The sequence below is a fragment of the Streptomyces sp. NPDC111507 genome, assembly GCF_055638955.1.
Window position 1 is genome coordinate 205,360 of record NZ_JBVKBU010000009.1, and the last position, 12,326, is coordinate 217,685.

A 12,326-nucleotide genomic window follows, 5' to 3' on the forward strand; every position below is an offset into this window, starting at 1 on the left:
GGTTGCATCGGTGTGGGGATTGAGGTGGAGAGAGAGGGGGGTCGGTGTGGGGGTCGGTGTGGGGAAATCCGCCGGTCATCCGTGGTGGGCGGCCATGACAGGGACGCTAACATCCTCCGTATAGTAGGTACCTAGAGGAAAGTGGCTATCCAAGCGGGACTCTTCCTCGTGCCCGCCGTACACCGCGGTGAGCGAACGGCCCAGCCGTACGAGCGACTCCCGCGCCTCCGGAGGATCGAGCACCTCGACGCGGCTGCCGAGACCGGCCAGTTGGGCGGCGAGCACCTCCACCGAAGGTCCGTCGGCCGTGAACTCGACCCGGCCGTCGATCTGGGCCTCGCCCGTCCGCAGCCGACCGCCCAGCAGTTGCCGCAGCACCGGCAGGGCGTCGCGGTCGGCCCGCGCCCGTACGGTCGCCGCGGTCAGCCGCTGTTCCACCTCGGCGGCCAACTCCCGCCAGGCGGCGGCGAGGTCGAAACCCTCCGGGCGCCGCACCGGCTCACCGGTCCCGGTCGCGGAGGTGACCCGGCTGAGCCGGAAGGTGCGCAGCCCCTCCTCGGTACCGGCGACGAGGTACCAACGGCCGGCCTTCGAGACCAGGCCGAGCGGGTGCACCGTGCGCTCGCCGGGAGCCCGGTCGGGATGGGCGTAGCCGAGCCGGACCTGTTCGCCGTCGAGCACTGCCCGCTCCAGAGTGTGCTGGTGGGGGCCGCCGCCGCCCGCCGTGCGCGACCAGTCGACACCGTCGATGAGGATGGCCTTGGCGGCTGCCTCGGCGTGCGGCCGCATGGGCGCGGGCACCGCCCGCATCAACTTCCGCAACGCGGCCCGCAGTTCGGGCGAGGCCGACAAGGGGCCCGCGGCCAGGAACAACGCCCCGATCTCCCGCGAGGTGAAACCGGTCAGATCGGTGCGGGCGCCGCCGACCAGGCTCCAGCCGCCGCCCCGGCCGCGCTGCGAGTAGACGGGGACACCGGCGGTGGTGAGGGCCTCCAGGTCGCGGCGCGCGGTGCGCTCCGACACCTCCAGTTCCTGGGCCACCTCGCGCACGGTCACCCGCCCGCGCGCCTGGAGCAGCAGCAGGGTCGCCACCAGACGGTCAGCCTTCACAACGACCGCCCCCGCTCATGGATTTCGGGATGCTTTGAGCCAATACATCTATTTTCAGCAAGATCTGATGAGGCTTCAGAAAGAGGCCACAAGATGACCTGTTTGACCTCGACGATGAAGACATGACTCAAGACATGGCCGGCAGCACCAATTCCCCCGCCAACCCGCCCACCGACCCCCGCGGCGGCCTGTTCAAGGCCGTCGAGCTCACCGGACGTACGCTCGCCGCGCTGCGCCCCGAGCAGTACGACACCGTCACCCCGTGTCCCGACTACTCGGTCCGTGACATGGCCAACCACGTGGTGTCCGTGCTGCGCCGGGTCGCCGTCATGGGCGCGGGCGGCTCCTTCATGAGCGTTCCGCACTTCGCGCAGGACGTCCCCGACGGCGACTGGGCCAAGGCCTGGTCGGAGTCGACGAAGGAGTTCGACGCGGTGTGGTCGGACCCGGCCGTACTGGGCCGCCAGATCGGCCTGCCCTGGGGCCCGGTTCCCGGGGTGGTCGCCTCGGTGATCTACACCAACGAGTTCGTGCTGCACGCCTGGGACCTGGCGAAGGCGACCGGTCAGAGCCCCGAGTGGGACCCGGAGATGCTCGCCGCGCCGCTGGCCAACATGCACCGGGCCGTGCCCGCGGAGCCCCGCGGCGGCCAGGTGCCGTTCGGTCCGGTGGTGGAGGTGCACGAGGACGCTCCCGACATCGACAAGCTGGTGGGCTGGTACGGACGTCGTCCCTGACGGGGCGACGCGGCAGACGATCGAGCGGGCGGGCCGCCGGAGATCGATCCGGCGGCCCTTCCCCATGTCCGGGTTCATGAGATGTCCGAGGTCACGAAGCGTCAGGCTCCGATGCCCTGGGCGAACTTGAAGTAGCGGTACGGGTCGTACTTCGCCTTCACGACCTTCAGCCGCGCGTAGTTCTCGGCGTAGTACGACTGCCGCCAGTTCGGCAGCTCCGCGTCCATCCAGTTCTGGTACGTCTCGCCGTTGGACAGCGGGTCGATGGTGTCGAACCCGTGGTCCACCCAGCTCGTGGCGACGGCCGTGGCCTCGGCGGTGACCTGGGCCGGGTCGTTGATCAGGACCCGGTAGTTGACGGAGAAGAGCGAGTCACGGTGCACGTACGCCGTGTCGGTGCGGGCCGGGTCGTTGGCCGCGCCCCCGAAGAAGTGGAAGTCGAGGTACCGGGCCTGCCCCGCCTTGCGGTCGGCGTCGAAGGCCGTCATCACGTTCGCCCAGTCGCTCTGCGCGTAGGGCGCGCTGCCCAGCCGGGTCCGCTCCAGACCGAAGGCCGGCCGGGTGAGCACCCCGCTCGGCGACTTCCCGGCGCGCTGGCACTGGTCCTGGGTCAGGGTGCTGCAACCGAAGATCATCATCATGACCTGCTGGTACGTCATGACCGCGTCCTGGCGGGCCGTCACCGCGCCGGTCAGCGACAGCAGCCGCGCCGCCTCCGAGGCCAGTTCGGCCGGGGTGCCGCGGGAAGCGAGGAAGACGTTGAGCGCCGGTACGGTGCCGGGCGCCGCGTCGGCCTGGACGAGATAGGCGCCGCCGCCGATGGTGCGGGGGGCGTCCACCAGCCACTGGCCCACGCCGTGCAGCACGTCGGCCGCGCGGTCGTACGGGAAGATCAGGTTGCTGATGGCCATCTGGTCGCCCTCGTGCGGGGTGACCGTGAAGCGGGTGACGACACCGAAGTTGCCGCCACCGCCACCGCGGATCGCCCAGAAGAGGTCGGGGTGGCTGGTCGGCGATGCGGTCACCACGCAGCCGTCGGCGAGGACCACCTCGGCCGAGGTGATCGCGTCGCAGGCCATGCCGGTCGGGCGGGTCAGGAAGCCGAATCCGCCGCCCTGGAGGAAGCCGCCGGCCGACACGGTGGGGCAGCCGCCCTCGCTGACCACCAGGGCGTGCGGGGCGAGCGCGTTGAGTATCTCGACGTTCTTGGCGCCGGGGCCGACGTCGACGGTCCCGTTGCCGACGGTGATCGCGTTGAGCCGCGACACGTCGATGATCAGGCCGGGCGTGGTCGAGTAGCCGGCGAAGCTGTGGCCGCCGCTGCGGACCGCGGACGGGAGGCCGTTGTCCTGGGCGAAGCGCAGCGCGACGGAGACGTCGGAGGAGCTGACGCAGTACGCGACGGCCTGCGGGTTGACCGAGTCGAACTGGCCGAGTTCCAGCTGCTTGGCCACGCCGTAGCCGGAGTCGGTGGGCAGCACCAGCTGTCCCTGGAGCTTGCCGGCGAGGGTGCTCCAAGGGGCGGAGGAGCCGGCGGAGACGGGGCTGTTGGGCAGGACGGCCAGGCCGACGGCGGCGGTTCCCGCACCGATCAGTGCTCTACGAGTGATCACGGAGGTCCCAAGGTTCTAGGAAGCGGTGGATGTAGGTGGAATGCGGTGGGGGGAGACGTGAGGGAAGAAGGAGCAAGGGGGCCGGCGCCGGGCCCACGGGGGGAAGGTGGGCCCGGCGCCGGATCCGGGGGGGAAGTGGCTCTGTGAAGGCGGACCCGGCAGGCGGGGCTTCGAGTCAGGGCCTTCGTGAGGGGGCCGGGGTCAGGACACCTTGCGGCCGCGCACCCCCTGCTTGACGACGCCGGCCAGCATCGAGCGGCCGAGGTCGCGCATCTCCTTGGGGCCGGAGGTGCTGGCCCACCACATGAACTTCATCATCGTGGGGGTGGTGGCCCGGAAGAACCGGAGGTCCTCGGGGCCCTTCCAGCCGAAGGGCGTGTTGACGGACTCGCAGTCGCGGATCGCCTCGAAGACGATGTCCGCGGCCTTGTCACCGTCGATCTCGCCCGCCTCGTACCGCTCGCAGGTCTCGGCGGTGGTGTCGAAGAGGACCTTGAAAGCGTGGCTGTCCGGCCACCACAGACCCGTGTAGGGCGCCTTCTCCATCTCCTTGAAGTGCCGGTCGTCACCGTCGAGCTGGAAGTTCTGGCGCGCCATGATCTGGCGCATGGTGGCCGGCGTGGTGAAGCACGCCCACACCCGGAACACCGCGTTCCACAGCCGGAAGTGGCTGAAGGCGATGTAGGAGCTGTTGACGATCTTGTCGTTGTACTCCAGGAGCCCCTGCTCCAGGCGCTCCACGTACTCGAAGCGCTCCTCGGTGAAATCGTTCTCGCGCAGGGCGTCCAGGATCCGGTAGGCGAGGGCGTCGACGACCTCGAAGGTGTTGGACAGACCGCGCGAGTACAGCGGGTCGATGAAACCGGCCGCATGCGACATCAGGCACCAGCGGGCGCCGATGGTGCGCTTGGAGGAGTACTGGAGGCGGTCGGTGGAGACCCACTCACGGATCCGCTTGGCGCCCTCGAACTGCCGCTTCACCGCCGGGTACATGTCGAGGTAGTGGTTGAACTCCTGGTCCGGCGTCATGTCCTTCGGCTTGGGGTACAGCCGCTCGTCGAAGGTCAGGCCGACACTGCAGGCCGGGTTCTTGGAGTCCTTGTAGTTGTCGAACGGGATGATCCAGAACCAGCCCCGCTCGATGAGGTGGTGCAGGGTGCCGCCGTGGAAGGGCGACTCGGCGGGCGGGCGCAGCGCCTCCGGGTAGTTGCACACGTCGTCGTACGGCTTGATGCCGACGTAGTGCGTGAACAGTGAGCGCGCGTGGTGCTTGTGCCGGGGCGGGTTCTCGCGCAGGTCGAACTTCTGCGCGAGCGGGGAGCGGAAACCGCTCGCGTCGATCAGGTACTTGGCCCGGAAGACCTCGCCGTTCCTGCCGGTGATGGTGACACCGTCGTCGTCGACGTCGAGGTCGGTGGCGAACCAGTTCTGGCGGAGCGTGCAGCCGTACTTGGCGGCGACGTTCAGGTAGTGCGAGTCCGTGTCCTGCCGGAAGAGGTGCACCGCCTCGGTGAGCATCTTCGGGATGACGAACATCGTCGCCTCGTGCGGGTCCGGCTCGCGGTTCGGCCGGTGCGTGACGAATCCGAAGCTCTGCTTGCGGCCGTGCGTCGGACCGATGTGCTCGGTGACCGCCTTCACGTCCAGCATGTGCTTGATCTCGGGCACGTCGTAGCGCACGGCGAGAATGTGCAGCCATTCGACGAGCTGCGGGTTCTGGGACTCGCCGACGGCGAACCTGGGGTGCTGACCTGCGTCGATGAGCACCACGTTCGCGCCCTGACGGGCCAGGATCGCTCCCATGATCGAGCCCGCGAGGCCCGACCCCAGGATGGCTACGTCGCATTCGGTCCACTCGGCGGCCTTGTCGGCCTTCTTCGCTTCCTCAGCCTTGGTGGGCAAGACCGCACTCCTCTTTCTCGTTTCACGGACGGGTCGGATGGGTGGCGCGCGTCCTACTGAAGGGATTCGGATCAACAGGTCGGATCAACAGGTCCGGGCGACCGGGCGATTCAGGCGGCGGTGCCGGGCTCGCCGAACCACTGGGCGAGTGCGTCGGTCAGGCCGTCCGTGGAACCGTCGGCGCCGACCCAGGCGATGTAGCCGTCGGGGCGTACGAGGAGGTCGGCGGCCGGGGCGGCGGCGTCGGGCCGGGTGGCGGTGACGACGTCGACACGGTCGGACCAGGCGGCCGCGGCCTCGCGCAGCGCCGCGTTGTCATGCAGGTCGAGGAGGACCGGGCGGCCCTGGTGCAGCAGCTCGTACGTGGTGGTCTTGTCGTCGCCGGCCAGCAGTTCCTGGTCGGGCAGCCGGCGGCCGAGCAGCGGGTGACCGCCCTCGACGGCGCCGTAGGTGATGTCCAGGCCGGTGACCAGGCCGACGAGGTGACGCCGTACGTCCTCGATCTGGACCAGTTCGGCGAACAGGTCGCGCAGCGGCTGGGCCTCGGGACCGCCGAGGTAGAGGGTGCGCTGGACCAGGGTGTTGTAGACGATGCGGGCGCCGACCGGGTGGCGCTCGGAGTGGTAGGTGTCGAGCAGGCCCTCCGGGGCGTGCCCCTTGACCGCGGCGGCGAGCTTCCAGCCGAGGTTGACCACGTCGCCGACGCCCGCGCTGATGCCCTGGGCGCCGATCGGCAGGTGGATGTGGGCGGCGTCGCCCGCGAGGAAGACCCGGCCCTTGCGGTACTCGGCGGCGTGCCGGCTGGCGTCGGTGAAGTAGCTGGTCCACAGCTGCTTGGCACCGCTGATGTCCTCGCCGGTCACCCGCTGGAAGGCGGCGGCCACCTCCTCGAAGGTGGGCGGCTCCTGGGTGGGGCGGACACCGGCGCCGCGCTCGAAGACCACGACGCGGGTGGCGCCCGGGCCGAGCGGCAGGACCACGACCATGCCGGCCTCGCCGACCTCACCGGTGGGTCGCAGCCGCAGCTGGACTCCGGCGACGTCCGCCATCTTCATCTCGATGGTGGCGCTGACGCCGGGGAAGTCGATCCCGGCCAGGTGGCGCACGGTGGAGCGGGCGCCGTCACAGCCGACGACGTACGCGGCGCGCAGTGTCTCGACGCCCTCCGGGCCCGCGACCTCGACCTGGACCCCGTTCTCGTCCTGCGTCAGGCCGATGACCTCATGGCCCCGGCGGACGTCGGCGCCCAGACCCACGGCCCACTTGTTGATGATGGCCTCGGTGCGCGACTGCGGAACACCGCGGACACCGAAATTGCCGCCCTCGACAATGCGGTAGTCGATGGGGAGTCCACCGAAATGGCCGCCGGGTATGGTCTCCAGCGCACCGAAATCCTCGAGAAGGCCGCGCTGGCCGAATTCCTCGATCGTACGGGCGGAGAATCCCAGCGCACGGGACTGCTGCATCGGCTGTTCCAGCCGGTCGAGCACGATGACCGAGAGACCCGAGAGGCGCAGTTCTCCCGCGAGCATGAGACCCGAGGGTCCCGCTCCGGCAACGATCACATCGGCATTGAAGGCGTCCATATTCCCTCTCCCGCTGGCGTTTTCTCCAGTATTCCGAGGGCTCTCGGGAAGCTGAATGGGCGCCGATACAGGACTCTGACAAGTTCGTCAGAGGCCTTGCAGCTACTGGGCGGTACGGGGTGGCGAGTACGGGGCAGGTACAGGCGGAGCATGCGAGAGGGTGCCGGAAGTGTCTTCCGGCACCCTCTCGCCCCGTATGTGCTCCGGGAGTTCGGTACGGGCCGTTCAGTACAGGCCCATCACGCGGTCGACCGCGATCTCGATGACCGCGAGGCCCGGGGGCTGCGGCGGCTGGGACCAGTACCGCTTGGCGTAGCGGCGCATCCCCTCCACCACCCGGGGCGGGTCGGTGGAGACGGTGGCCGGGCCCTCCAGGGTGATCCAGCGGGGGCCGACCAGCTGGCACACGGCGGCCCGGCCACCGGCCCTGGCTAACAGGTTGCGGGACTTGCGGCGGTGCACCGTGGTCATCACCCGGGCCAGGCCCGCCTCACCGTCCCAGGTGAACCGTACGGGCGCGACGTGCGGCGTGCCGTCCGGGCGAAGGGTGGTGAGGGTGCACAGGGCGTTCTCGGCGAGGAACTCCTCCGCCGCGGCGGACAGGGGCAGGGGTTGGGACATGGCCGGGTCCGTTCTTCGTCGTCCGACTTTGGTCTCTGGTCTGCCGTCAGGCGTGCGCGGGGACGGCCGCGGACTGCTCGGAGGACTTGGTGAACGGGAGCAGCACCAGGGTCACCACGAAGGCGGCCGCGGCGAAGCAGGCGCCCACGAGGAACGCGTCGTGGAAGACGGTCGTACGGGCCTCCTGGACCAGGGCGGGAACACCGTGGGCCTTGGCCGTCAGCTCGTCGACCCGGCGGAAGGCGTAGGTCGCCGCGACCGCGAGGCCCAGCGCGCCGCCGACTTCCTGGGCGGTGTTGATGAGACCGGCGGCCAGACCCGACTCGCGCTCCTCGATCCCCGCGAACGCGGAGACCTGCAGCGGGACGAAGGACATTCCGAGGCCGAGGCCCATCAGGACGAAGGCGGGCAGGATGTCCGTCAGGTAGGAGGCGTCGGACGGGGCACGCCACAGCAGCATCATGCCGGTCGCGGCGAGCGCGAGGCCGACCAGCAGCACGGGCTTGGCGGCGACCTTGGTGACGACCTGGGAGGCGACGCCGGCGCCGACGGCGGTGAGCACCGCGAGCGGCACGTACGCGAAGCCGGTCCTGACGGCGGAGTAGTCCAGGACCTGCTGCATGAAGAGGCTGGCGAAGAAGAACAGGGTGACGCAGGTGCCGAGCAGCAGGATGGCGATGCCGTTGGCGGCGCGCAGCGAGGGGCGGCGGAAGATGCCGAGCGGCATCAGCGGCTCCTTGGCGCGGCGCTCGATGACGATGAAGGAGGCGAGCAGGATCGCGGAGAGGATGAACCCGCCGACGACGCGGCCGGTCGGGACGTTGGAGTCGGAGACGGTCTGACCGAGGGTGAAGATCAGCAGGACCAGGCCGGCGGTGAGGGTGACCGCACCGGCGACGTCGAAGGACTTGCTGCGCTGGGCGGAGCGGCTCTCACCGACGACCATCGGGGCGACCAGGGCGCCGATGACGCCGATCGGGACGTTGATGAAGAAGATCCAGCGCCAGCCGGGCCCATCGGTGAGCAGACCGCCGAGGGTGACGCCGGCGACGGCGGCGAGACCGCTGAGCGCGCCCCAGGCACCGAGCGCCTTGTTGCGGGCCGGGCCCTCTTCGAAGTTGTTGGTCAGCAGGCTCAGCGCGGCGGTGGCGATGAACGCGGCCCCCAGGCCCTGGGCACCGCGGGCGCCGATCAGCATCGCGGCGTTCTGCGAGACCCCGGCGAGCAGCGAGGAACCGGCGAACAGGAGCAGGCCGGTCTGCAGCATCCGGCGGCGGCCGAGGGTGTCGGCGAGCCGGCCGGTCAGCAGCAGGAAGCCGCCGAGGAGCATGCCGTAGGTGGTGACCACGTACTGGAGAGCGGTGGTGGAGATGTTGAGCTCGTCCTCGATGGTCGGCAGGGCGACGTTCACGATCGACACGTCGAGGAAGGTCATGAAGCCGGCCAGGCAGAGGAAGGCCAGGATGAGGCCGGGGCGGCGGGCCGGTCCGGACTCGCCCCCCGCCTTGGCGGGGCTGTGGGTGGACTCTTGGATGGACATGTCACTCCCTAGGAGCATGAGGATTCTCGGACGGGGACGTACAGGGAGGTACTGGCTTTGCTGGCTTCTTGGAAGCTAGCATCCTGGGTATAGTAGGTACCTAGAGGAAAGTGACTTCCCGGAAGGTGATGGTCAAAATGAAGGACACAGCCACGCAGGGCCGTACGGCCGCGAGCGGCGCCGCCGACGCGACCGGCATGCCGGTCATGACCAGCCCCGAAGCCGCGCACGCGGCCGCCGCCGGCACCCCGCAGAGGTGCCCGATCGCCCCGGTCCTCGACATCGTGTTCAGCCGCTGGACCACGCCGATCCTGTGGACGCTGAACGCCTTCGGCACCCAGCGCTTCGTGGAACTGCACCGCAACATCGGCACCATCACGCCGAAGGTGCTGACGCAGCGGCTGCGCCAGCTGGAGCGGGACGGGCTGGTGATCCGCACGTACTACCCGGAGGTGCCGCCCCGGGTGGAGTACGAGATCAGCGATCTGGGACGGACCCTGGCCCCCCTGTTCGCCTCGCTCTTCGACTGGTCGGCCGGCCACCTGCCGCTGGTGGAGCAGGCGCGACAGGCGTTCGACGAGGCGGAGCAGCAGGCCGCGGCCCGCCACTGAACCGGGTAGGTCCCTCAGCTCCATGCCGGTGTCCGCATGGAGCCCTGGAAGAAGATCAGCGGGTCCTCCTGTTCCGCTTCGGAGGGCGCGCGCAGACCGACGACCTCGCCCAGCAGGATGGTGTGGTCGCCGCCGTCGTACTCGGTGACCAGCCGGCACTCCAGATGCGCGAGCGCCTCGCTGAGCACCGGCAGGTCGAGGACGGACCTGTGGTGCGGCACCTCCTCGATCCGGGCGGTCCGCCGACCGGCGAACGCCCAGGCCACGGGCTCCTGTCGCTGCGTCAGGAAGTTCACGACGAAGCCGCCGGACTCCTGGACCACGGGCAACAGCCGGGAGTCGTCGTGCAGGCAGATGAGCACCAGCGCCGGGTTTAGGGAGACCGAGGTGAAGGAGTTCACCGTGGCGCCCGTGGCGTTGTCGCCGCTGCCCGAGGTGATGACCGTGACACCGGTGGCGAAGTGTCCGCACACGGTGCGCAGTGCGCGGCCGTCGACCGGACCGAGCTGCTCGGGGATGGCTTGCGAAACGGGGATCACGACAGCCCTCTCGTTCTCGGATACGGGGTTACGGAGTTACGCGGTTACGGAGTTACGGGGGTTCCGGGGGCGTTTCTGATCAGGCCGCGCGTGAAGCCGGGGCCTCGGACGGCTCGGAAGGCTCGGGTACGACAGTCGGCACCGGACGACGCCTGGACAGCAGCGGACCCGCCATCGCCGTCGTGACGAGCGCCATGATCACGAGCATCGTGAACATGCGGGTGTCGAGCACACCCAGGCTGACGGCCGCGTTGAGGATGATGAGTTCGGTCAGACCCCGGGTGTTCATCAGCAGCCCCAGGTCCTTCGACTCACGCCAGGAGAACCCGGCCAGCCGCGCCGGAAGGATGGCGCCGACCAGCTTGCCCGTGCAGGCCACGACGATGATCGCGACGAGCGCGACGCAGTCACCCGCGGTGAGCGCACCGAGGTCCACGCCGAGCCCGGTGACGATGAAGAAGACGGGAAGCAGCACGACGCTGACGTGATCCATGGGCTTGCGCAGATGCTCCGCGAGGACCATGGCGGGCTCACGAGGCATCACGAACCCGAACAGGAACGCCCCGAAGATGGCGTGGATGCCGATCCAGGTGGTCAGCCAGGCCGAGGTCAGGGCGCCCGCGCACAGCACCGCGAGCAGCGCCGACCAGCGCTCGGTGGCCGCCCAGCGCCACACCAGCCGCGCCACCAGCGGGCGTACGACCAGCAGCATCCCGGCCACGTAGAGCACGCTGTAGAGACCGATGCGGGCGAGGTCGGAGTAGTTCCCGTTCGCCGTGACCAGGGCCGAGACATAGGCCAGCAGGCACCAGGCGAGCAGGTCGTCGATGGCGGCGCTGGCCAGCGAGAGCGAACCGGCCCGGGTGTCCAGGAGCTTGTTCTCGGTGAGGATCCGCGCGAGCACGGGGAAGGCGGTCACCGACATCGCGGTGCCGATGAAGGTGGCGAACGCGACGAAGGAGATGTGGTGTCCGGCCACCGTGGAGTGCTCGTCGTACAGGAACGGGGCCAGCGCCACACCCAGGCCGAAGGCCATCGCGATCGACGAGATGGAGACGCCCGCGGCGAGCCGGGCGTGCGGCCTGATCAGGCGCTTCTCGAACTCCCAGCCGACCACGAACATGAACAGGATCAGACCGACCTGGGAGACCGCGGACAGCAAAGGCCTCACGTCGGCGGGGAAGAGGCGCTCGGTGAGGTTCCCCGGCAGCAGGCCGAGGACGCTCGGGCCGAGCAGGATGCCCGCGACGATCTCGCCGACCACCACGGGCTGCCGCAGCTTCCGCGCGAGCCGGCCGAGTGCGGCGCCGGCCACGAGTACCACGCCGATGTCGGCGAGCATGATCCCGAGTTTCATGTCCTGGGGGCTGGTCGCCGCCAGAGTCGTCATTGGGGCTCCCGGGGTCGGGGCGGGGTACCGCGGGTCCACAGCACGCGGAAGGTCAGGGAGGAGAGCCGCCAGCCCTCGGCGATGCGGCAGGCTTCGCCGGTCGCGAGGGTGCCGACCTGGAACAGGGGCTCGTCCGCCGCACCGGGGTGGTGCACATGCGTCGAGACGAGGTTGGCGCGCAGCACGGCCCGCTCACCGGCGTCGTCGAGGTCGACGACCGCGGGCGAACCGAGGTGCTGGGTGGCGGCGAAGGCCGCCAGCGCGTCACGGTGGTAGCCGGCGAGTCCGTCGAGGCCCTCGTGCCGGCTCATGGGGAACTCGACCAGGGCGTCCTTCGTGAAGAGCTTCCGCGCCCACGCGTCGTCGAGTTCGTCGTCGTCGAGACCGATGAGGTACCGGTCAAGGAGAGTGGATATCTCTAATACTTCCGGGCCTGACTGCATTACCCGAGCATGGCGCCCACGCCAATCGGCAACCAAGGCCGTTTTTCACAGCCCTGACGAAGTTGAGAAAGATCTGACACCGCCCTCGAACAATTGACAAAAGCGCCGCCAATCCTGAAGTGCCGACCCTTTCACATGGGCAGATCTTCTTGCCATGCTGCATTCGTAGCTCCACCAGCACCTTCATTCGCACCTCCATTCGCACTCCCATTTCCTCGAACGGAAGAGACGAGA

At 69.4% G+C, this 12,326-nt stretch carries 11 protein-coding genes; 2 read left to right on the forward strand and 9 right to left on the reverse strand.

Features of this window, described 5'->3' with window-relative positions:
* Positions 1 to 75: 75 nt before the first annotated feature.
* Positions 76 to 1,110: a helix-turn-helix transcriptional regulator gene (locus ACZ7M2_RS32230; protein ID WP_471598314.1), complete on the reverse strand. Its 1,035-nt coding sequence runs from the start codon at positions 1,108 to 1,110 to the stop codon at positions 76 to 78.
* 122 nt (positions 1,111 to 1,232) lie between these two features.
* Between ACZ7M2_RS32230 and ACZ7M2_RS32235 the strand changes: the two genes are divergently transcribed.
* On the forward strand, positions 1,233 to 1,847 hold the full coding sequence (locus ACZ7M2_RS32235; protein ID WP_471598315.1) for a TIGR03086 family metal-binding protein: 615 nt from the start codon (positions 1,233 to 1,235) through the stop codon (positions 1,845 to 1,847).
* A gap of 101 nt (positions 1,848 to 1,948) precedes the next feature.
* Here the strand turns inward: ACZ7M2_RS32235 and ACZ7M2_RS32240 are convergent, their stop codons facing one another.
* From ACZ7M2_RS32240 to ACZ7M2_RS32260, 5 genes are all read right to left on the reverse strand, one after another.
* Positions 1,949 to 3,460 (reverse strand): FAD-binding oxidoreductase, encoded by a 1,512-nt coding sequence (locus ACZ7M2_RS32240; protein ID WP_471598316.1) that lies wholly within the window; start codon positions 3,458 to 3,460, stop codon positions 1,949 to 1,951.
* Between the two features lie 201 nt (positions 3,461 to 3,661).
* Complete coding sequence (locus ACZ7M2_RS32245) at positions 3,662 to 5,362, reverse strand: NAD(P)/FAD-dependent oxidoreductase (RefSeq protein WP_060900219.1); 1,701 nt, start codon at positions 5,360 to 5,362, stop codon at positions 3,662 to 3,664.
* A gap of 110 nt (positions 5,363 to 5,472) precedes the next feature.
* Positions 5,473 to 6,948: an FAD-dependent monooxygenase gene (locus ACZ7M2_RS32250; protein ID WP_471598317.1), complete on the reverse strand. Its 1,476-nt coding sequence runs from the start codon at positions 6,946 to 6,948 to the stop codon at positions 5,473 to 5,475.
* Positions 6,949 to 7,173: 225 nt separating this feature from the next.
* A complete protein-coding gene (locus ACZ7M2_RS32255; protein WP_095853649.1) occupies positions 7,174 to 7,569 on the reverse strand; it encodes a pyridoxamine 5'-phosphate oxidase family protein in 396 nt (131 codons plus the stop codon).
* 46 nt (positions 7,570 to 7,615) lie between these two features.
* Positions 7,616 to 9,109, reverse strand: a complete 1,494-nt coding sequence (locus tag ACZ7M2_RS32260) for an MFS transporter (protein ID WP_471598318.1) — start codon at positions 9,107 to 9,109, stop codon at positions 7,616 to 7,618.
* 206 nt (positions 9,110 to 9,315) lie between these two features.
* Between ACZ7M2_RS32260 and ACZ7M2_RS32265 the strand changes: the two genes are divergently transcribed.
* Complete coding sequence (locus ACZ7M2_RS32265) at positions 9,316 to 9,720, forward strand: winged helix-turn-helix transcriptional regulator (RefSeq protein ID WP_471598403.1); 405 nt, start codon at positions 9,316 to 9,318, stop codon at positions 9,718 to 9,720.
* Positions 9,721 to 9,734: 14 nt separating this feature from the next.
* On the opposite strand, the gene ACZ7M2_RS32270 is transcribed toward ACZ7M2_RS32265, so the two are convergent.
* The 3 genes from ACZ7M2_RS32270 to ACZ7M2_RS32280 all read right to left on the reverse strand — a co-directional run bounded on the left by ACZ7M2_RS32270 (position 9,735) and on the right by ACZ7M2_RS32280 (position 12,092).
* On the reverse strand, positions 9,735 to 10,259 hold the full coding sequence (locus tag ACZ7M2_RS32270; protein WP_471598319.1) for a flavin reductase family protein: 525 nt from the start codon (positions 10,257 to 10,259) through the stop codon (positions 9,735 to 9,737).
* Between the two features lie 79 nt (positions 10,260 to 10,338).
* Positions 10,339 to 11,649, reverse strand: a complete 1,311-nt coding sequence (locus tag ACZ7M2_RS32275) for a cation:proton antiporter (protein WP_471598320.1) — start codon at positions 11,647 to 11,649, stop codon at positions 10,339 to 10,341.
* Positions 11,646 to 12,092, reverse strand: a complete 447-nt coding sequence (locus ACZ7M2_RS32280; RefSeq protein WP_352049514.1) for a nuclear transport factor 2 family protein — start codon at positions 12,090 to 12,092, stop codon at positions 11,646 to 11,648. Before ACZ7M2_RS32280 ends, ACZ7M2_RS32275 begins: the two co-directional genes overlap by 4 nt.
* Positions 12,093 to 12,326: the final 234 nt, after the last annotated feature.